General features: G+C 70.4%; 18 protein-coding genes and 1 rRNA gene. 13 read left to right on the top strand and 6 right to left on the bottom strand.

Features of this window, described 5'->3' with window-relative positions:
• Positions 1–45: 45 nt before the first annotated feature.
• From rrf to ACFVU2_RS03715, 3 genes are all read left to right on the top strand, one after another.
• A 5S ribosomal RNA gene (gene rrf, locus ACFVU2_RS03725) occupies positions 46–162 on the top strand.
• A gap of 132 nt (positions 163–294) precedes the next feature.
• Complete coding sequence (locus tag ACFVU2_RS03720) at positions 295–2,124, top strand: hypothetical protein (protein WP_387871168.1); 1,830 nt, start codon at positions 295–297, stop codon at positions 2,122–2,124.
• A complete protein-coding gene (locus tag ACFVU2_RS03715) occupies positions 2,099–3,118 on the top strand; it encodes an HAD-IIA family hydrolase (protein WP_387871165.1) in 1,020 nt (339 codons plus the stop codon). Before ACFVU2_RS03720 ends, ACFVU2_RS03715 begins: the two co-directional genes overlap by 26 nt.
• Positions 3,119–3,166: 48 nt before the next feature.
• Here ACFVU2_RS03715 and ACFVU2_RS03710 read toward each other — a convergent pair whose 3' ends face one another.
• The gene (locus ACFVU2_RS03710) at positions 3,167–4,159 is read right to left on the bottom strand and encodes an o-succinylbenzoate synthase (RefSeq protein ID WP_387871162.1); all 993 of its coding nucleotides are present in this window, start codon (positions 4,157–4,159) and stop codon (positions 3,167–3,169) included.
• Positions 4,160–4,215: 56 nt separating this feature from the next.
• Between ACFVU2_RS03710 and ACFVU2_RS03705 the strand changes: the two genes are divergently transcribed.
• Genes ACFVU2_RS03705 through ACFVU2_RS03695 form a run of 3 tightly spaced genes read left to right on the top strand, consistent with a single transcriptional unit; the run spans position 4,216 to position 7,375 of the window.
• The gene (locus tag ACFVU2_RS03705; RefSeq protein ID WP_387871159.1) at positions 4,216–5,127 is read left to right on the top strand and encodes a 1,4-dihydroxy-2-naphthoyl-CoA synthase; all 912 of its coding nucleotides are present in this window, start codon (positions 4,216–4,218) and stop codon (positions 5,125–5,127) included.
• 8 nt (positions 5,128–5,135) lie between these two features.
• Positions 5,136–6,362 (top strand): AMP-binding protein, encoded by a 1,227-nt coding sequence (locus ACFVU2_RS03700; protein WP_387871156.1) that lies wholly within the window; start codon positions 5,136–5,138, stop codon positions 6,360–6,362.
• Between the two features lie 26 nt (positions 6,363–6,388).
• Positions 6,389–7,375 carry a 1,4-dihydroxy-2-naphthoate polyprenyltransferase gene (locus ACFVU2_RS03695; RefSeq protein WP_387871153.1) on the top strand — a complete coding sequence of 329 codons (987 nt, stop codon included), beginning with the start codon at positions 6,389–6,391 and terminating at the stop codon, positions 7,373–7,375.
• A gap of 55 nt (positions 7,376–7,430) precedes the next feature.
• On the opposite strand, the gene ACFVU2_RS03690 is transcribed toward ACFVU2_RS03695, so the two are convergent.
• On the bottom strand, positions 7,431–7,712 hold the full coding sequence (locus ACFVU2_RS03690) for a DUF4229 domain-containing protein (protein ID WP_387871150.1): 282 nt from the start codon (positions 7,710–7,712) through the stop codon (positions 7,431–7,433).
• A 63-nt stretch (positions 7,713–7,775) separates the two neighbouring features.
• On the opposite strand from ACFVU2_RS03690, the gene ACFVU2_RS03685 reads away from it, so the two are divergent.
• Both ACFVU2_RS03685 and menD read left to right on the top strand, forming a co-directional pair.
• A complete protein-coding gene (locus ACFVU2_RS03685; protein ID WP_387871147.1) occupies positions 7,776–8,129 on the top strand; it encodes a PLD nuclease N-terminal domain-containing protein in 354 nt (117 codons plus the stop codon).
• A complete protein-coding gene (gene menD / locus ACFVU2_RS03680; protein WP_387871144.1) occupies positions 8,122–9,903 on the top strand; it encodes a 2-succinyl-5-enolpyruvyl-6-hydroxy-3-cyclohexene-1-carboxylic-acid synthase in 1,782 nt (593 codons plus the stop codon). The genes ACFVU2_RS03685 and menD overlap by 8 nt, the downstream gene beginning before the upstream one ends.
• Here menD and ACFVU2_RS03675 read toward each other — a convergent pair.
• Positions 9,893–11,299, bottom strand: coding sequence for an aldehyde dehydrogenase family protein (locus ACFVU2_RS03675; RefSeq protein WP_387871141.1), 1,407 nt, complete (start codon positions 11,297–11,299; stop codon positions 9,893–9,895). The two genes, menD and ACFVU2_RS03675, sit on opposite strands and share 11 nt — an antisense overlap.
• Before the next feature lie 207 nt (positions 11,300–11,506).
• Between ACFVU2_RS03675 and ACFVU2_RS03670 the strand changes: the two genes are divergently transcribed.
• On the top strand, positions 11,507–12,487 hold the full coding sequence (locus tag ACFVU2_RS03670) for a helix-turn-helix domain-containing protein (RefSeq protein WP_387871138.1): 981 nt from the start codon (positions 11,507–11,509) through the stop codon (positions 12,485–12,487).
• A gap of 97 nt (positions 12,488–12,584) precedes the next feature.
• Here the strand turns inward: ACFVU2_RS03670 and ACFVU2_RS03665 are convergent, their stop codons facing one another.
• Complete coding sequence (locus tag ACFVU2_RS03665; RefSeq protein ID WP_387871135.1) at positions 12,585–14,117, bottom strand: APC family permease; 1,533 nt, start codon at positions 14,115–14,117, stop codon at positions 12,585–12,587.
• A gap of 199 nt (positions 14,118–14,316) precedes the next feature.
• On the opposite strand from ACFVU2_RS03665, the gene ACFVU2_RS03660 reads away from it, so the two are divergent.
• Positions 14,317–16,296, top strand: coding sequence for a primary-amine oxidase (locus tag ACFVU2_RS03660; RefSeq protein ID WP_387871133.1), 1,980 nt, complete (start codon positions 14,317–14,319; stop codon positions 16,294–16,296).
• A gap of 23 nt (positions 16,297–16,319) precedes the next feature.
• Here ACFVU2_RS03660 and ACFVU2_RS03655 read toward each other — a convergent pair whose 3' ends face one another.
• Positions 16,320–16,808: a hypothetical protein gene (locus ACFVU2_RS03655; RefSeq protein ID WP_387871130.1), complete on the bottom strand. Its 489-nt coding sequence runs from the start codon at positions 16,806–16,808 to the stop codon at positions 16,320–16,322.
• A 110-nt stretch (positions 16,809–16,918) separates the two neighbouring features.
• On the opposite strand from ACFVU2_RS03655, the gene ACFVU2_RS03650 reads away from it, so the two are divergent.
• Together ACFVU2_RS03650 and ACFVU2_RS03645 are read left to right on the top strand one after the other, a co-directional pair.
• Positions 16,919–17,140: a hypothetical protein gene (locus ACFVU2_RS03650; RefSeq protein ID WP_387871127.1), complete on the top strand. Its 222-nt coding sequence runs from the start codon at positions 16,919–16,921 to the stop codon at positions 17,138–17,140.
• A 134-nt stretch (positions 17,141–17,274) separates the two neighbouring features.
• On the top strand, positions 17,275–17,820 hold the full coding sequence (locus ACFVU2_RS03645; protein ID WP_387872384.1) for a thioesterase family protein: 546 nt from the start codon (positions 17,275–17,277) through the stop codon (positions 17,818–17,820).
• Between the two features lie 46 nt (positions 17,821–17,866).
• Here the strand turns inward: ACFVU2_RS03645 and ACFVU2_RS03640 are convergent, their stop codons facing one another.
• Positions 17,867–19,237 (bottom strand): FAD-binding oxidoreductase, encoded by a 1,371-nt coding sequence (locus ACFVU2_RS03640; protein ID WP_387871125.1) that lies wholly within the window; start codon positions 19,235–19,237, stop codon positions 17,867–17,869.
• Positions 19,238–19,323: 86 nt separating this feature from the next.
• Here ACFVU2_RS03640 and ACFVU2_RS03635 point away from each other — a divergent pair, with 86 nt between their 5' ends.
• The gene (locus ACFVU2_RS03635) at positions 19,324–20,283 is read left to right on the top strand and encodes a DNA-3-methyladenine glycosylase family protein (protein WP_387871122.1); all 960 of its coding nucleotides are present in this window, start codon (positions 19,324–19,326) and stop codon (positions 20,281–20,283) included.
• Positions 20,284–20,306: the final 23 nt, after the last annotated feature.

Genomic DNA, 20,306 nt, shown 5'->3' with positions numbered 1-20,306 from the left:
AACAATCGTGATGATTGTTCGTTCACTTTGATACATCAATAGTGTTTCGGCGGCCATAGCGAGAGGGAAACGCCCGGTTACATTCCGAACCCGGAAGCTAAGACTCTCTGCGCCGATGGTACTGCAGGGGGGACCCTGTGGGAGAGTAGGACACCGCCGGACTTCTTTGTGAGATGGCCACCCAGTGATGGGTGGCCATTTCGCGTTAACAAGTCCTTTTCCGCGCTCGCAGACCCGCGCGTGAACACCCAACGTAGGCTGGGCTCGATAGTCCGCCATCCGACAGGAGACGTCGTGAGCGATACACCAGATGACAAGGACGCCCGGAACAAGGGGCGTAGCGATCGCGGAGCTGCATCGAGCGGCGATGGACGACGACCCTCCTCTGGTCAGGGCGGCCGCGGAGCAGGAGCTTCCGGTCGAGGAGACCAGCGCGCGAACGGCGCCGGCCGCAGCTATGGCAAGGACGCCGAGCGCGGCGGGGGCTCGAATCGCGGCGGGTATTCGCGCGATGGCCAGTCTTCGGGCGGTCAGCGTTCCGGTGGCGAGCGTGGCGCGTATTCGCGTGACGGTCAGCGCCCGAGCGGACAGCGCCCGGGTGGCGAGCGTGGTGGGTACTCGCGCGATGGACAGCGTTCCGGTGGTGAGCGTGGCGGGTACTCGCGTGACGGTCAGCGCCCGGGCGGTCAGCGTTCCGGCGGCGAGCGTGGTGGGTACTCGCGCGATGGACAGCGTTCCGGTGGTGAGCGTGGCGGGTACTCGCGTGACGGTCAGCGTTCCGGTGGTGAGCGTGGCGGGTACTCGCGTGACGGACAGCGTTACGGTGGTGAGCGTGGCGGGTATTCGCGTGACGGTCAGCGCCCGGGCGGTCAGCGTTCCGGTGGTGAGCGTGGTGGGTACTCGCGTGACGGACAGCGTTACGGTGGTGAGCGTGGTGGGTATTCGCGTGACGGTCAGCGCCCGAGCGGACAGCGTTCCGGTGGTGAGCGTGGTGGGTACTCGCGTGACGGTCAGCGTTACGGTGGTGAGCGCGGTGGGTACTCGCGCGATGGACAGCGTCCGACCGGACGGCGTTCCGGTGATGATCGCGGCCGCGACGGCGATCGTGGTGGACGTGATGAGAAGCTGTGGACCCGCGATGGTGCGCCGGCCCGGGGTGATCGGGACGCGCGCGAGCGCGAGCTGCGCAGCGACGAGGAGATCGAGCGTTCGCGCGAACTCCGGTCGGTACGGCCCCACCACGACGACCCAGAGATCCCCGAAGGCGTCGTCGCCCGCGATCTCCCGGGGCCGGCGCGTGTCGAGCTCAAGACTCTGTCCAAGGACAACGCGGAGTGGGTCGCGCAGCACCTCGTCATGGTGTCGCGCCTGATCGAGAGCGACCCCGACCAGGCGCATCGCCACGCACTCTCGGCTGCGCGTCGAGCAGGGCGTATCGGCGTCGTGCGCGAGACGCTTGCGATCACTGCGTATGCGACCGGTGACTTCGCCCTCGCCCTTCGCGAGCTCCGCACCTACCGACGTATCTCCGGGTCGAACGACCAGCTTCCGCTCATGGTGGACAGCGAGCGCGGCGTCGGCCGTCCGGACCGTGCGCTCGAGCTCGGACGCTCCGTCGATAAGGCGACGCTCGCCGCCGACGTCCAGGTATCGCTGGCGATCGCGATGTCCGGTGCGCGCCTCGACCTCGGACAGCCGGAAGCGGCGCTGGCCGAGCTCGAGATCCCCCAGCTCGACCCCGACCGCGCGTTCAGCTGGAGCCCCGACCTGTTCCACGCGTACGCCGAAGTCCTCGAAGAACTCGGGCGCGACGAGCAGGCGGCGTCCTGGCGTGAGCGCGCGGACCGTGCGGACGAGGCACTCGCCGACGCGCTCGACATCGACGAACACGAGACCATCGACGTGATCGAGGAAGAGATCTTCCTCGATCCGGGCGACTTCTCTGCGGTGTCCATCGAGGCGGAGGTGGACGAGCTGCTCGCTGACGACGAGGAGCCGGCAAACGCCGAAGCCGATGCCGAAGCCGATGATGACGCTGAGAGTGCGGCCGAAGTCGACGACGAGGTCGTGGCCGATGAGGAGAAGGGCGAGCCCGACGATGGCGCTGTTCCGACGGAGCACTGACGCAACCACCCCGCTCGATGGAGTGGATGTCGTGCTCGCCGACCTGGACGGCGTGGTCTACAAGGGCGCCAGCGCCATCCCGCACGCCGTCGACAGCCTCAACGCTGCCGCTGATACCGTTCGTGTGGGTTACATCACGAACAACGCATCGCGCACGGACGCGTCGGTCGCCACTCACCTCAGCGAACTGGGCCTGAACGTGCAGCCGAGCGACGTCGTGACGTCGCCACAGGCCGCCGTGCGCCTCCTGAGCTCCCACGTCGAACCGGGATCGACGATCCTCGTGATCGGCGGGGACGGGCTGGTCGACGAGGTGCAGAAGGGTGGATTCTCGGTCACGCGGTCTGCCGACGACGACCCAGCCGCGGTCATCCAGGGATTCGCGCCGGAGGTGGGCTGGGCCCAGCTGGCCGAGGCCGCGTTCGCGCTGCAAGGACGCTCCGACACCGAACGGCCATGGATCGCGACGAACACGGACTGGACCATTCCCGTGGCGCGCGGCATCGCCCCCGGCAACGGGACGCTCGTCTCCGCCGTTCACACGGCCGCCGGCCGGCTTCCCCTGGTCGCGGGCAAGCCCGAGGTGGCGATCTTCGAGGAGGCTGTGTCGCGCTTCGGTGCCGCGAAGCCCCTCTTCATCGGCGATCGCCTCGATACGGACATCCTCGGTGCGAACCGTGCGGGGATCGACTCGGTGCTCGTCCTGACCGGGATCGACGGAGCGAAACAGCTCATCGCAGCCGATGCGAACTCCCGTCCGACCTACATCCTCGACGACCTTCGCGGGCTGGCCCAGCCGTATCCCGCGGCCACCATCGCGCGCGACGGTGCAGTGACCGTGGGCGATGCGACCGTGGCGATCGAGGGGAACGACGTCCGGATCCGCGCGGAGGGCTCCGACGCGCTCAACCTGCTCCGGGCCGCGTGCGCCGCGATCTGGAACTCGGGACGTGCGATCTACGGGCTGGAAGTGCCGGAGCGGCTGTACGCCTGACCGGTCCGAACGGCAGGCTCGATGTGATCGGCCCGATCGGTCGTTTCGTCAGAGCGCCGTCGCGTGCTCGATGATGCGGTAGCACCGGCGGATGCGTTCGAGCCACCAGTCCCGGCGATCGGCGGGCGCGTCCATGGCGGCGGCACGAGACTCGTCCACTCGGGGCCGTACGACCGGGATGAATCCGTCGACCGGGAGCAGCGGCTCGATCGCGACATCCTGGACGAACATGGCCACGGTCCCCAGACCGCAGTCGTACTCCAGCTCGGGGATCGCGGCGGCGAGATGCGCCCCCATCGCGATGCCGATCGAGGTGTCGATGGCGCTGGACACGACGACCGGAAGTCCGGCTTCGGCGACGATCCGCAGAGCGGAGTGGATGCCTCCGAGCGGCTGGGCTTTGACGACGAGCAGATCGGCGGCACCGGCACGGGCGACGGCGAGCGGGTCATCGGTCTTGCGGACGCTCTCATCGGCGGCGATCGGGATGCCCATGTACGCGGTGCGCCGGCGGATCTCGGCGAGCTCCTCGACGGTGGCGCACGGCTGCTCGACGTACTCGAGGTCGAACGGCGCGAGGGCATGGATGGCGTGCTCGGCCTCATCGACGTTCCAGAGCGTGTTCGCGTCCACCCGGATCCGCCCCTCAGGGCCGAGCCTCTCGCGGACGGCCCTCACGCGGGCGACGTCGTCGGCGAGGGCCTGGCCGGGCTCGGCGACTTTGACCTTCGCCGTGCGCGCGCCGGGGTAGCGGTCGAGGACCGCGTCGACCTCGGCGGCCGGGACGGCGGGCACGGTCGCGTTGACGGGGACGCGGGTGCGCAGCGGTGCGGGTGCGGGACGCCAGCCGAAGTCGATCGCGGCGTGCAGCCAGGCCGCGGCCTCCTCGTCCGCGTACTCCACGAACGGCGAGAACTCGGTCCAGCCCTCCGGGCCCTCGAACAGCACTGCCTCGCGCACGGTGATACCGCGGAAGCGGGAGGTCATCGGCACGCTCACCACGCGCGCTGTCATCAACACGTCGCGCAGCTCCGGCACCATTCCACAAGTTTCGCACGGCCGACCCCCGATGAGGCCGCCGACCATAGGCTTGATGCATGGCAGCGGCAATCTCAGAGATCTTCGATCCGACGCAGTGGGTGGAGGCGCCCGGTTTCGGCGGGCTCACGGACATCACCTACCATCACGACGTGTCCGGGCGGATCGCTCGCGTCGCATTCAACCGGCCCGAGGTGCGCAACGCCTTCCGACCGCACACCGTCGACGAGCTCTACGCGGCGTTGGAGGACGCACGGACCAACTCGAGGATCGGTGTGGTGCTCCTCACCGGCAACGGGCCGAGCCCGAAGGACGGCGGCTGGGCGTTCTGCTCGGGAGGCGACCAGCGCATCCGCGGGCGCGACGGCTACAAGTACGCCGAAGGGGAGACCGCGGCCGGGATCGACTCGGCCCGCAGCGGCCGGCTGCACATCCTCGAGGTGCAGCGGCTGATCCGCTTCATGCCCAAGGTCGTCATCGCCGTCGTGCCGGGCTGGGCTGCGGGAGGCGGGCACTCGCTCCACGTCGTCTGCGACCTGTCGATCGCGAGCGAGGAACACGGCCGCTTCAAGCAGACGGATGCCGACGTCGGATCCTTCGACGCCGGATACGGCAGCGCGTACTTCGCACGCCAGGTCGGCCAGAAAGTCGGCCGCGAGGTCTTCTTCCTCGCTCGCGAGTATTCCGCCCAGCGTGCCTACGAGATGGGGGCGGTCAACGCGGTCGTTCCCCACGCGGAGCTGGAGGCGACGGCTCTGGAGTGGGCCCGGGAGATCCTGACCAAGTCGCCGACGGCCATCCGGATGCTGAAGTTCGCGTTCAACGCCGTCGACGACGGACTGGTCGGCCAGCAGGTGTTCGCCGGTGAGGCGACGCGTCTTGCGTACGGCACCGACGAGGCGGTCGAAGGGCGGGACTCCTTCCTCCAGAAGCGCGAACCGGACTGGTCGCCCTTCCCCTGGCAGTACTGAGGCTCGGCATGACGCGCACGGTGCGGGCGGTGGATGCAGGCGAGCCGCGGGATGTCTTCGAAGCGCTACGCGATGCGCTGGCCGGTTCCGGACCGGCGGTCGTGCCGCGAGAGGCCGCGGAATCGCTCAACGGACAGGAGGCCACGAACAAGCAGAACCAGCAGGCCGAACCGGACACCGTGCCTCAGAACGTCGCCCTCGTGATCGAGACCTCCGGCTCGACGGGGGTGCCGAAGCGCGTTGCGCTCTCGGCCGACGCGCTCCTGGCGAGCGCGGCCGCATCCGCCGGAGCGATGGGTGGACAGGGGCAGTGGCTGCTCGCCCTCCCCGCCCACTACGTCGCCGGAGCACAGGTGCTGGTGCGATCCCTCGCGGCGGAGACCGAACCGCTCTACTACGGGCCAGGGCACTTCGATGCGGTGCGGTTCGCGACTCTCGCCGCGGCTCTCACGCACGATCTGCGCTACACGTCGCTCGTCCCGGTGCAGCTGGCGCGGCTGGTGGAGGCGGTCGAGGAAGGGGCCACGGACGTCGCAGGTGCGCTCAGACAGTTCGACGGGATCCTGGTCGGCGGTCAGGCCCTCACGTCACAGCTGCGGGAGCGCGCGGAGCGCGCAGGCGCACGCATCCTGAGCACGTACGGATCGAGCGAGACGGCAGGGGGCTGCGTGTACGACGGGGTCCCGATCGGTACGACGACGGTGCGGGAGGTCGGCGGGCTGCTCGAGATCGGCGGCCCCACCCTCGCGGAAGGCTACCTCGGCGACGAGGGGCGGACGCGCGCGACCTTCCACGAGGCCGACGGCCATCGCTGGTACCGCACGGGAGACCTGGGTCGAGTGGACGACGGTCGCGTCACCGTGTTCGGCAGAGCGGACAACGTGATCATCTCCGGAGGGGAGAAGGTGCTGCTGGACTCCGTCGAACTCACGGTCCGCAGCATCCCGGGCCTCGATGCCGCGATCGTCGTCGCGTCGGACGATGACGAATGGGGTCAGGTCCCTGTCGTCGTGGTGGCAGCTGACGCACGCCGGTGGGCCGGCCCTGATGCTCTCCGGAAAGTGCGGAGCACCGTCGCCGAGCGCGTCGGCCGCGCAGCGGCCCCCGCTCGAATCGTCGCCGTCGACCAGCTGCCCCTGCTGAGCAGTGGGAAACCCGACCGGAGGGCGGCCGCCCTGATCGTCGCGGACACGGACGCGGACACGGCCGCAGCCACGAGCGCGAACGAGGCATAGCCGATGTTGTTAAGATTCGCACTGTGATGAGCGAGAACAAGCCACGGATGCAGAGAATGGCCCCGCCCCAGGCACGCGGACCCCGCGGCGGCAAGAGCGGCCGCCCGGGCGCGAAGGCAGTGGCGGCGGCGCGACCCGCGACCGCGGCCGACTGGATCGCCGGTGCCCGCCTCCGCACCCTGCCCCTCGCCATCGCTCCGGTGCTCATCGGTGTCGGTGCGGCGAAGGTCGCCGAGGACCCCGGAGTCTGGCACCCGGTGCGCTCCCTGCTCTGCCTCGCGGTCGCAGTGCTGCTGCAGATCGGCGTGAACTACGCGAACGACTACTCCGACGGCATCCGAGGCACCGACGAATACCGGGTCGGCCCGGGTCGTCTGACCGGATCGGGCAAGGCCTCCCCCAAGAAGGTGCTGACCGTCGCCCTCGTGTTCTTCGGGCTCGCAGCGGTGGCTGGTCTCGTGCTCGTCATCCTCACCCAGCACTGGTGGGTGCTGCTGGTCGGTGCGGCAGCGATCGCCGCCGCATGGTTCTACACCGGCGGCAAGCGGCCCTACGGCTACTTCGGGCTCGGTGAGCTCTTCGTCTTCGTGTTCTTCGGGCTCGTGGCCACTGCGGGTACGACGTACATGCTCGCCGGGACCGTCAACCAGGAGGCCTGGTACGGAGCCGTCGCGGCCGGCCTCATCGCGTGCGCGGTGCTCATGGTCAACAACATCCGCGACATCACCCCCGACAAGGCGGCTCGCAAGCGCACGCTCGCCGTGCTCATCGGCAACGTCGCATCGCGGATCGTGTTCTGCGTGCTGCTGCTCGTGCCGTTCGCGATCGTCGCGCTCCTGGCGCTCTTCTATCCGCTCGCCTGGTTCGGGATGTTCGCGCTGCTCGCCGCCCTGCCGGCGTGCGCCATCACCCTGTTCGCCAAGACCTCGCGGGAGCTGATCACGGCGCTGCAGCTGACCAGCATCACCGGACTCCTGGTCGGGATCGCGCTGGGCGTGGCCTTCGCGTTCTGACCGAAGCGTCTGACAGGGGAGCGTCTGACAGGGGCGCTTCTGAGCGGGGGAGCGGTCAGGCGGCCGGAGGCTTCGAGTCCGAGTCGGCTGCCGGCTGAACGGAGTCGACAGCGGCGTCCTCCACCTCGTCGTCGACGGACGGGACCGGCTTCTCACGGTGCCGGACCTCGTAGAGGTCGGTCGAGACGGCGTTCCGCGGCTTGCTGAGGAAGATGTACGACAGGCAGAGACCGATGAGCGCAGCGGCGATCACCGACGCCCACCACACGATGCCCAGGAGCAGCAAAACGGCGAGCGGGATCGCGAACACCAGCAGGCGCAGGACGGTGTAAGTCAACCAAGAGGGAATCCGCTTCACCCTCCCAGCTTAGAGACGGACTCTGAGAGTTACGATTGACCCATGGTTCGCCTCTGGATAGTCCTCGGCGTCGCAGCCGCGGTCTTCTACATCTATTCGGTGGTGGACTGCGCGCTCTTCGATCGAACGAGAGTGCGCGGCCTTCCCAAGCCGCTCTGGCTGCTCATCATCATCCTGTTCCCGGTCATCGGGGGGATCCTCTGGTTCCTGATCGGCCGGGGCCGGCGACGCGCAGGCGACCGACGACTGGTCGCCCCGGACGATGACCCCGAGTTCCTCGGCAAGCTCAAGCTCGACCGTGACCAGGAGGAGCGCATCCGGCAGCTCGAGAAGGAGCTCGCCGATCTCGACGACAACGGACCCGACACCGACCAAACCGGCCGACGGGATGGGTGACCCCCTCCTCGCGTCCGAGGAGGGAACGACGGGCAATCCCGCCACCGACTACTCGACGGCACTGCTGCGAGCCTTCGTGCGCAACGGAGTGCGCGACCTCGTCGTGAGCCCCGGCTCCCGGTCGCAGGCGCTCGCGCTCGTCGCCGCCGGACTCGAGCACAGCGGACACGTGCGCCTGCACGTGCGGATCGACGAACGGGTCGGCGGATTCCTCGCTCTCGGCCTCGCGCGCGAGACCGGAGCGCCGGCCGTCGTGATCACCACGAGCGGGACGGCCACGGCCAACCTCCACCCGGCCGTGCTCGAAGCGCACGAGGCGGGCATCCCGCTCATCGTGCTCACGGCGGACCGGCCCGCAGAGCTCCGCGGGATCCGCTCCAACCAGACCACCCGGCAGGACGGCCTCTACGGCGTCGCGGTCCGCTGGTCGCAGGACGTCGACGCTCCCGGAGCCACCGACGAAGCCGGGCGCGCCGCCGAGGCAGAGGCAGCGGAGGCCGTGGCCGCCGCTGCGGTCAGAGCCGCCGTCGGCGCCGACACCGCCGACCCGGGACCGGTCCACCTCAACGTCGCCTTCCGTGAGCCTTTGTCCGTCGCAGCCCCCACGCTCCTCGAGCCGATCGCCGGAGAACTCCCCACGACCGCGGGCCCGGAGGCGCTCGGACGCGAGATCGTCGAGCTGTCCGACCGGCTCCGCACCGTCGTCGTCGCCGGGGCGGACGCCGGGCCGGCAGCAGAGGAACTCGCCCGGGAGGCGGGCTACCCGCTCCTCGCCGAGGTCTCGAGCGGCGCGCGATTCGGGCCGAACCTGGTGGTCGCCTACCGCGAGCTCCTGCGTGAGGACGCCTTCGGTGGGCGGGTCGAACGCGCGATCGTCTTCGGTCACCCGACGCTCAGCCGGGAGGTCCCGGCGCTCCTCACCCGTGAAGACGTCGAGCTGATCGTCGTGGCCCCGACGGGCGCGCAGGCCTACGACCCCGGGCACCGGGCCCGCATCGTCGGCGGAGTGCACGCACCGGCCGGCATCGACCTGCGCTCGCCGGAGGTGCGCGGCTGGGTCGGCAGCTGGGTCTTCGCGAGCCGTCGGCTGATCGACGAAGCGGAGCGCGCGGCCGACCCGGCGGCGATCGCACCCGATGTCGACAAGGCGCGCTCGTACGATCCCGCCGACGCACTCGCATTCGCCAAGGCGGAGCTCGCCGCGGTCCGCGCCCCGATCACGCGTCCCCTGCTCGCAGAGGCGCTCTGGCGGTACTCGTGGCCGCACGACCGTCTCGTCCTCGCGGCGTCACGACTGATCCGCGACGCCGACCGGATCGTGCCGGGCAAGAAGATCCACGTGCACTCCAACCGCGGCCTCGCCGGCATCGACGGGACGATCGCCACGGCGACGGGCATCGCGATCGCCAGCCAGGCCGCTGCGGCGGAGGCGGGGAATCCGGCGGGCGTGACACGGGTCCTGCTCGGCGACCTCGCCCTCCTCCACGATGCCGGCGCCCTGCTCGGCGCGGCGGGCGAGGAGCGCCCGCACCTGCAGCTCGTCGTCGGCAACGACGGCGGAGGCACGATCTTCGACGGACTCGAGGTCGCATCGACCGCGGGGACCGCCGCGTTCGACCGGGTGCTCTACACGCCTCACGACGTGGATGTGCGTGCGCTCGCCGCGGCCTACGGCTGGGAGTACCGCGCCGCGCGGACGAAGGGCGAGCTCGACCAGGCGCTCTCCGCTCCGCCCGCGGACGTCAGCATCGTCGAGGTCCCGCTCAGCCGTTGATGATGCGGGGGACGGCGACCGCCTTCAGGCCTTCGACGCCGAACTCCAGGCCGTAGCCGGAGCCCTTCACGCCGCCGAACGGGATCATCGGGTGGACACCGCCGTGCGAGTTGATCCAGACCGTGCCCGCATGCATGCGGGAGGCGACGGCGAGGGCTTCGTCGCGGTCGCCCCAGACCGAGCCGCCGAGACCGACGTCGAGCCGGTTGGCGCTGGCCACGGCGTCGGCCACCTCGGTGTAGCGGATGATGGGCAGCGCCGGACCGAACTGCTCCTCGTCGACGAGGTCGGTGCCGTCGGCGATGTCGGCGACGAGGGTGATCGGGTAGAAGAGCTCACCGAGCTCGGTCGCGGGTGCCCCGCCGGTGACGATGCGGCCGCCCTTCGCCTTCGCGTCCTCGACGAGACGGTTCACGATGTCGAACTGCTGCTTGTTCTGCAGCGGGCCGAGCACGTTCTGCTCGTCGAGGCCGTTGCCCATCGGAGTGGACCGCGCGATCTCGGCCAGCGCATCCACGGTCGCGTCGTAGATCGAGTCGTGCACGTACAGCCGCTTGAGCGCGGCGCAGGTCTGGCCGGTGTTGATGAACGCGCCCCAGAACAGGTCCTGCGCGATGGCCTGAGGGTCCGCACTGGGCAGCACGATCCCGGCATCGTTGCCGCCGAGCTCCAGGGTGAGCCGGGCGAGGTTGCCGGCCGAGCTCTCGATGATCCGGCGGCCGGTCGCCGTCGACCCGGTGAACATGATCTTGTCGACGTCGGGGTGGCTCGCGAGCCGGGCACCGACGTCGCGGCCGCCGGAGACGGCGATGAGCACGTCGGCGGGGAGCACCTCGTTCAGCACGCTCACCAGCGCCAGGACGCTGAGCGGGGTGTACTCCGACGGCTTGAGCACGACGGTGTTGCCCATCCGGAGCGCCGGAGCGAGCTGCCAGATGCCGATCATGAGCGGCCAGTTCCACGGGCCGATCGCCCCGACGACCCCGATCGCCCGGTACTGGAGCTCGGCGTGGACTTCGCCGTCGTCGATGATGACCTCGGCCTCCATCGGAAGCGTCGCCGACGTGCGCAGCCAGGCAGAGCAGGCGCCGATCTCGAAGCGTGCGTTCGGGCCGTTGAGCGGCTTGCCCTGTTCGCGCGACAGCAGCTGCGCGAGCGCCTCCGCGTTCGCATCGATGGCGTCGGAGGCGCGCAGGAGGATCTCCGTGCGCGCCTCGTGTCCGAGCGCTTCCCAGTCGGGCTGGGCGGCGCGGGCGCGGGCGATCGCGGCATCCAGTTCGTCGACGGTCGCCTCGGGGGCGCGGCCGAGCTCGGCGCCGGTCGCGGGATCGTGGATCGGTCGGCCCGATCCCTCCGGCGCGCTGACGCGGGCGAGCAGTTCGGTGTAATCCGACATCGGGTCTCCTCCAGTGGAACGGTCCTCGGTCCAGTCTCGATCCGGGGCCTGCGAGCCGCTTGACCGTGCACGCACGGCCGATGACGCGCGGTGCAGACCTGGACGAGCGGGTCCGCTCGACGTCCTGGCACCTGCCCAGGACGGGATGATACGGTCCACATCACGGATCGTATACAACGTCGTCCCCGATCCGCAGTGAGGTCGACCGTGATCATCGCCCAGCAGCCGCAGGCACCCGTCCGCTCCGCAGAGAGCAGGATTTCATCGAGCGCGACGCGCGATTTCAGCGCGTTCCGGACCGCCGTCTCGGAGTCGTTCGTGCCGTTGCACGTGACCAGCGAGCGACCCGACCCCTTCTGGGGGCGCATCAGGATGGCCACCGCCGATACCGTGCACGTCTCGGAGGTGAGTGCGTCGCAGCACGTCGTCGAGCGCACCCCGGAGCTCATCGCCCGGTCCGACCGCGACTACTACAAGCTCAGCATGATGCTCTCGGGCACCGGACTGCTCATCCAGGACAACCGGGAGGCGGTGCTGCGCCCCGGCGATCTCGCCGTCTACGACACCCACCGGCCGTACTCGCTCGTCTTCGACGACGACTTCCGCACGATGGTCGTCATGTTCCCCAAGAACCTCATCGACCTCCCGCGGGAGCTCGTCGCGCAGCTCACTGCAGTGCGCTTCGATGGACGCTCGGGCGTCGGCGGCATCATCGTCCCGTTCCTGGCGCAGCTGGTCGGCAACCTCGACCAGCTCTCCGGGCCGACGGGCACCCGCCTGGCGCACAGCGCGATCGACCTCGTGACCACCCTCTTCGCCGACGAGCTCGACGCGCGGACCGAGACGGTCGACCCGCATCGTGCCCTCATGCAGCGCATCCGGATGTACATCGACGCGAATCTCGCGTCGACCGACCTCGGGCCGACGCAGATCGCAGCCGCCCACTTCATCTCCACCCGCCACCTGCAGGGACTCTTCCAGGAGCAGAGCACCACGGTCTCCGCGTGGATCCGCACTCGGCGGCTCGAGCGCTGCCGGCGCGACCTGGTCGACCCGCTGCACGCCGACCAGTCCGTGGCCTCCATCGCCTCGCGGTGGGGATTCGTCGACGCGGCGCACTTCAGCCGCGTCTTCAAGGCGGCGTACTCCGAGTCGCCGTCGGACGTCCGCGCCGCGGCGCGGGTCTGACCGCCGGCTGCGACCACGAAACCGGCCGCGACCACGATAGAGGCGCCTTCCTCGGAGGGCGCCTCTGTGTCGACCGGCGGCTGCGCGACCGGGAGGGTCAGTCGTCGTCGGCGCCGAGCTCGGGAGCGCCGGCCTCCTCGGTCCCGTGCCCGATCTGGGCGTAGACCTTCGGATTGCGCCGCTTCAGCGCCATGCCCCAGAAGACGCCGATGATCCCGGGCACGATGACGATCGCCGGCAGGATGAACGTCGTCGCGGTGGGCGGCGCCGTGGGGTCGCTCGTGAGCAGCGTGTTGAAGTAGATCAGGATGAGCGCGAACACCACCGTCAGCGCGACTCCCGACACCACCGGCGCGACGATCCGCTGCCACGGCCCGACACCACAGCCGTTGCGACGGAAGAACCCGATCACCGAGAACGACACGACCGCCATGAGGAGCACCAGCCCGAGAGCGCCACTGTTCGTGAGCCACGAGAAGAGCGTGAGAACGGGGAACAAGGCGGCCGGGGCACCCTCGGGCGGAGTCCATCCCGCGCCGGCGATGGCGAAGGCGATGATGACGACGGCGGCGAGCACCGTCTGGGTCAGGGAGCCGGCCCACGGGGCGCCGCTCTTCGCGCGGATGCGTGACAGCCGCACCGGGAGCACGCCCTCCCGGCCGAGCGAGAAGAAGTACCGGGCGACGGCGTTGTGGAAGCTGACCAGCGACGCGAAGAGGCTGGTGATGAAGAGCAGCTGGGCGATGTCGCTGATCACCACGCCGATGTGCGACGAGAGGAAGTTGAAGATGAGGTCGGGGCCCTGCTCGGTGGAGGCCTTGATCACGGCGCTCGGGCCCGTGCCGACGGTCATGGCCCAGGAGGACAGCGCGTAGAAGATCGCGATGACGCCCACGGCCGTGTAGGTGGCCCGGGCGACCGTGCGCTTGGGGTCCTTCGACTCCTCCCCGTAGATGGCCGCCGACTCGAAGCCCATGAACGCGGCGATGCCGAACGCGAACACCGCTCCGATCCCGGGCACGAACAGCGAGGACGGGCTGAGCGCCTGCGCACTCACGCCCTCCGGCGCGACGATGAACGAGGCGATGTCGTAGACGATCACGACCACGAACTCGAGCGCGACCAGCACACCGAGGACCTTGGCCGACAGGTCGACGCGATTGACCCCGAGGACAGCGATGAGAGCGATGCACACGAGCACCGGGATCCACCACGGCACGTCCCACCCAAACTTGCTGGACAGCAGGGACGACACCTGGAAGCCGAACATCCCGTACACGCCGATCTGCATCGCGTTGTACGAGATGAGCGCCACGATCGACACCCCGACACCGCCGGGCCGGCCGAGGCCCTGCGCGACATAGGAGTAGAAGGCGCCCGCATTCGTGACGAATCTGCTCATGGCCGCGTATCCCACGGCGAAGATCGCGAGCGTGGCGCCGAGGATGAGGAACGACAGGGGTACGCCGAGCACGCCGGTGACGGCGAACGTGGTCGTCACGCCGCCCGCGAGAACGGTGAGGGGTGCGGAGGCCGCCACGATCATGAACGTGACGGCGGGGACGCCCAGACGGCGGTGGGCGGCGGTCCGGGTGCCGACGGCGGTGTCGGCGAACTGGGTGGAGGTCAACGGATTCTCCTCGATCGGCGCGCTGGAAGGGTGAGCAGGGGATGCGCGATTGCTGACGATTGAACAGGGTGCGGGCCCGCCGGGGTTGGCGTGCGACGCAGAGCGGTTGTCTGAATCGGAACGGTCGGCCGCACGCGCCTTCCGGCTCGTGGCGGCGACCCCGGATACTGAACGGACGAGCTCGACGTAAGGAACACCGATGTCCCACCAGCACACCTCCACCACCACGGCGCCGACCGAGGTCCGGCATCCCCTCGACGCGCTGACCGCGCAGGAGATCGCCGATGGCCGGGACATCCTGGTGGCGGCGGGCCTCGTGGGGGAGACGACGCGGTTCCCGTCGGTGCTGCCCGTCGAGCCGTCGAAGGAGGCCGTCGCCAGCTTCCAGGAGGGCGATGCGATCGATCGCCGACTCCTGTTCGTGCTGCTCGACACCGCGACCGGCGCGTCGGCCGAGGCGATCGTCTCGGTGACCACGCGCGAACTCGTCGAGCACCGCCCCCTGTCCACCGCGGAGGCGCCCTACGGCCAGCCGCAGTACCTCTTCGAGGAGTACGAACGCGCCGAGGAGATCGCGAAGGCATCGCCCCAGTGGCGGGCGGCGATGGCCCGGCGCGGCCTAGAGGACCGCATCGAGCTCGCCTTCTGCGCCCCTCTCGCCCCCGGCTTCCACAACCGCGCCGAGGAGACCGGGCGGCGCGTCATCCGCTCGCTGACCTTCCTGCGCTCCACCCCGGCCGATTCTCCCTGGTCGCACCCGGTCGAGGGCCTCATCGTGCACATCGACCTCACGACCGGGGAGGTGCTGCGGGTCGAGGACGATGGTGACGTGCCCGTCCCCGACCTCGACGGCAACTACGACGCTGCGACGATCGGCGCCGCGCGCACCTCCCTCAAGCCCATCGAGATCTCCCAGCCTGAGGGGCCGAGCTTCCGCGTCGACGGGCAGCACGTCGAGTGGGAGAACTGGAAGCTGCGCGTCGGCTTCAACGCCCGCGAGGGGCTCGTGCTCAACCAGGTGACGTTCCGCGACGGTGACGAGGACCGCTCCGTGCTCTACCGCGGCTCGGTGCCCGAGATGGTCGTCCCCTACGGCGACACGACGTCCACTCGGTTCTGGATCAGCTACTTCGACGCCGGCGAGTACCTGCTGGGCAAGAACGCGAACACCCTGACCCTCGGCTGCGACTGCCTCGGCGTCATCCACTACTTCGACGGCGTCGTGGCCGACGACCACGGCAACCCGGTGACCATCCCGCAGGTCGTCTGCATGCACGAGGAGGACTACGGGATCCTCTGGAAGCACACCGACCTCGACGGCAAGACCGAGGTGCGGCGCTCCCGCCGCCTCGTCATCTCGTACTTCTCGACCATCGGCAACTACGACTACGGCTTCTTCTGGTACCTCTACCTCGACGGCACGATCCAGGTGGAGGCGAAGGCCACCGGCATCGTCTTCGCGGGCGCGGGGATCCCCGGCTCGACCGATCCGCACGCGCCCGAGATCGCCCCGGGGCTCTTCGCCCCCGTGCACCAGCACCTGTTCTGCGCGCGACTCGATGTCGCCATCGACGGCGAGGCGAACTCGCTCTCCGAGATCGACGCGGTCGGCATCCCGATCGGCCCGGACAACCCTCACGGCAACGCCTTCACCTGGACCAATACCCCGCTCACGAGCGAGTCGGAGGCCCAGCGTCTCGCCGATCCGTCTCGGGCGCGGGTGTGGGAGGTGCGGAGCGCATCGCGCACCAACGCCGTCGGCGCCCCTACCGCCTACCACCTCCTCCCGCAGCCGAGCGCGACGTTGCTCGCCCAGCCGGAGTCGACGGTGTGGGGGCGTGCGACGTTCGCGACCAAGCACCTCTGGGCGACGCCGTTCGACCCGGCCGAGCGGTTCCCCTCTGGCGACTACCCGAACGCGCACGCGGGCGGAGCCGGGCTGCCTGCGTGGACAGCGGCAGATCGCTCGCTCGAGGAGACCGACCTGGTGCTGTGGCACGTCTTCGGGCCGACGCACATCCCGCGCCCCGAGGACTGGCCGATCATGCCCGTGGACTACTCGGGCTTCCACTTCAAGCCCTACGGGTTCCTCGACCGGAACCCGGCGCTGGACCTGCCCGACGGCGCCGCCGCGGGTGGCAGCTGCTGTGCGGGCCGGGAGTGCAGCTGCGAGCACTGAGGGGCGAGCACTGAGGGCGGTGGTCAGTGCGGGAGGAGCATCCCGGCGGCCATGACCGCCATCGCTGCCGCGGCGACGAGGGGGAGCGCTCCGCGGGCGAGGCCGACCCTCGTGGCGTGGCGCACGGCCAGCAGCGGGCACACGATCGCCAGCACCGCCACCGCGAGCTGCACGACGACGGGGAGCCAGCCCTCGTGGCCCACATGAGCCGCCGTCGCCGTCGCGGCTGTGGCCGCCGATCCGTGGGAGTGGATGAGATCGAGCACGACCATGAGCGCCATCGCGAACGGCTCGACCGCGAGGTGAGCCGTCGGGGCGGCGCGTGACGTCCGTGCCGCAATGGCGCATCCCACGGCGATGCCGATGAGAGCACCGGCCCAGGCGAGAGGCGGGACGATCGGGAACCGCGCCGACATGGCCGCGGTCGCCAGCAGCGACACGACCGCGACCGCCGACGCGAGGGCGCTCGCCGAAGGCGCCGTGCGGGCCGCGCGCGCCGGTGCGGTGGTCATGGTGCGACGCTACGGCAGGGTGCGCGGAGATGCTGTCCTGGACGCGCACGGTGGTTGCGCGTGACGGCAGCGCTGGGTGCCGCCGCGACGGGCGGCTAAGGTGGGCCACCATGGTGGACTACGAGCATCAGCCGACTCCGGGACCGGTCGTCTGGATCGGCGCGGGAGCGCTGGCCGCTGCCGGCGGTGCCGCGTTGCTCTGGCTCGGTGTCGCTTCGGGGGAAGCGGCGACGATGGTGCTCGGCGTGACCCTGGGAGCGGCGGGAGTCGTGACCGCCGTGGGTGGCGTCTGGCGAGCCGCGCGCACGCGTCGGCGACGTGGTGGCCGGTGACAGCGCGACGAACCTCGGGCGGCTACCCGCGTGACATCGCACAACGCGGGAAGACCGTGGCCTGACTGGACTTGGAGGTCGGGCACAACGATTGCGCAGGATCGTTGGCCGGTGGCTACTCTGGCTCGGTGCACATGATCTTCCGGACGATGCTCCATTTCTGGCTCTCCCGCTTCGGCCCGCGGCTCGGGCACTGGGATGTGGCGCGCACGAAGTTCCGGGTGGTGCCGACCGACCTCGACATCCTCAAGCACATGAACAACGGGGTGTACCTGTCGATCGCCGATATCGGGCGCTTCGACCTGCTGAGTCGCAACGGGGTGTGGGCGGTCTTCAAGAAGCGCGGCTGGTACCCGGTCGTGGCGTCGGAGACGATCTCGTTCCGCAAGTCGCTGGAGCTGTGGCAGCCGTTCGTCGTCGAGTCGCGCATCCTCGGCTTCGACGAGAAGGCCGTCTACGTCGAGCAGCGCTTCACGGTCGACGGCGAGATCTACACGCAGGCGTTCATCCGCGGCCGGTTCCTCAAGCGCGGCGGCGGAATCGTGACGATCGACGAGCTGCTGGAGGCCGTGGGCACGGCGCCGTCCGACGTCGCCGTGCCCGACTGGCTCATCGAATGGGGTGCGGACGCCGCCCTCCCGTCCACGCGGGCCTCCGCGCCCAGCGTCTGGAACGAGTGACGCCGGGCACGGCCGCGACGGCCGGGCCCGGCCGGTTCGGTCCGGCCTACGCCGGGCCGAACGGGAACACGCGCTCCGGATCCCACTGAGCGCGGGTCGTGGAGAGCCGGTCGAAGATCTCCTCCGGCCACATCCCCTCGAACTGGACGGGATCGTTCAGATCCGTGACCCAGTTGACGTTCGTGACGGCGGAGACCCGGTCGCCCAGCACCGCCGCGATCGCTTCCGCGTGGGCCGGCGCAGCCTCCGCGAAGGTCGACGGGTCGGCCGCGATCGAACTGAAGGTGTGCGAGCTCGCACGGCCGCCGACCGCGGTGCCGTCGGCGGGATCGCGATGCGTCGCGCCTCCCAGTTGGCGCACCTCGACGGCGAGGAACGGCGACTCCGCGCCGGGCCCGATCAAGGGGAGGAGCGCTTCGGCGAGCTCGCGGTCGAACGAGTCGAGCATGTGCCCGCGGATCCAGGTCGGACCGCCCTCCTCCGGGTCATTGTGGATGGTGGCCACGGCGGTCGTCGGCATCTCGGCGACGAAGTCGAGGTACACCGGTGCTGCATCACGCATGGGGGCGAAGAGCCGCTCGCCCTCCTCCGCAGCGCCCGGGTAGGCGAACCGCACGTTCAGGAGCGACCGGCCGCGCAACGGCGGGGGAGGCCCCTCCATGTCGGGGATGCGCAGGAACGCCACCGAGGTGGTCGCCTCGTCGGCGAGCTCGGACGACCAGTCGACCCACGCCCGGAAGGCGTCGTCGATCGCGTCGCCCTCGAAGAACACGCTGCCGCCGTACAGGGTGGCGAGCGGGACGAGTTCGAGCGTCATCTCGGTGACGACGCCGAGGCCGCCCTTGCCTCCCCGCAGTGCCCAGAACAACTCGGAATGCGTGGTGTCATCGGCGGTGACGAGCTCGCCGTCGGCGGTGACGACCCGGAAGCCGCGCACCCAGTCGGCGGTGAAGCCGTGACTACGGGCGAGCGGGCCGAGGCCGCCGCCGAGCGTGTACCCGACCGCGCCGACACTCGTCGACGACCCGGTGACCGGGGCGAGGCCGTGCTCGGCGGCGGCCGCGATCACCGGAGCCCACCGCAGGCCGGCGCCGATGCGGACGCGACGCGCGTCGGCATCCACGTCGAGGGTGTCGAGGTCACGGGTGATCAGCAGCAGACCCCCCGAGATCGGTGCCTCGGAGCCGTGGCCGGTCGCCTGGATGCGCAGCGGCAGGTCGTTCTCACGCGCGAACCGCACGGCGGCGACAACGTCGGCCTCGTCGCGGGCGGCGACCAGGATGTCGGGGTCGTGCCGGATGGTCGGGTTGAAGCACGCGGCTTCGGCGGCGAGGCCGTCGTCGCCGCGGAGGAGGACGGTGCCGCGGACGGATCCGCGCAGCTGCGCGACGAGTTCGTCGTCGAGTTCGATTCCCATGGCGCCGAATGTAGGGCACACCGCCGACACGCGGGAAGGGGCCCGGGCCGGTCGGCGCTGTCAGGCGGAGGACGTAGCATTCCGGCATGACCACCGTGCTGCCCGTCGCCGCGGGACGGCACGCGCCCCCGGACGCACGGACGGTGTACCGGCCCGAGGTCCCGGTGGACCTCCCCGGAACGCTGGCCCTCCTCGGGCGGGGACCCTACGACCCCACCACCCAGTGGGACCTCGGCGGGGTCTGGCGCACGTGGCGCACACCGGCGGGACCGGCGACCCTGCGGGTCCACCGGCCCGCCGGCGACGGGTCGGTAGGGGCGGACGCCTGGGGGCCCGGCGCCGCCTGGGCCGTGGAGGCGGTGCCTGCGCTGCTCGGCCGCGAGGACGACTGGTCCGGGCTCGACGTGAGCGCGCATCCACTGCTCCGCGGCAGCCTCCACCGCAACCCGGGGCTCCGGCTCGCGCGAACGGGACGCCTACTGGAGGCGCTCCTGCCCGCGATCATCGAGCAGCGGGTCACCAGCCTCGAGGCCTACCGGTCGTGGGCACGGCTGCTCCGCTGGTACGGCGAACCGGCGCCCGGACCCGCTCCGGACGGCATGCGCGTGATCCCGACCATCGAGCAGTGGCGTGGCATCCCCTCCTGGGACTGGCATCGGGCGGGCGTCGACCCGCGGCGGGCGCGCGCGGCGCAGGCGGTGCTCGCCGTGGCGACCTCGCTGGAGCGCGCGACCGAACGCGCGCAGACCCTTCAGGCCGCGGCCGACGCGCTACGGACGATTCCGGGCGTCGGCCTGTGGACGACGGCCGAGACCCTGCAGCGCACGCACGCGCACCCCGATCTCGTCAGCGTCGGCGACTACCACCTCGCCCACTACGTCGGGGAGGCGCTCATCGGGAGGCGGGTGGACGACGACGGGATGCTCGAGCTCCTCGAGCCCTACGCCGGGCACCGCCAGCGCGTGGTGCGGCTGATCCTCGCGAGCGGTTTCCGCTTCGAGCGGCGCGGCCCGCGGATGGCCGTGCAGGACCACCGCTGGCACTGAGCGCCCTGTCGTCTCCGGGAGCG

The sequence above is a fragment of the Leifsonia sp. NPDC058194 genome (assembly GCF_042883605.1).
GTDB lineage: Bacteria > Actinomycetota > Actinomycetes > Actinomycetales > Microbacteriaceae > Leifsonia.
The sequence above is the reverse complement of the archived record's forward strand: the minus strand, read 5'-3'. Positions and strand labels throughout refer to the sequence as shown.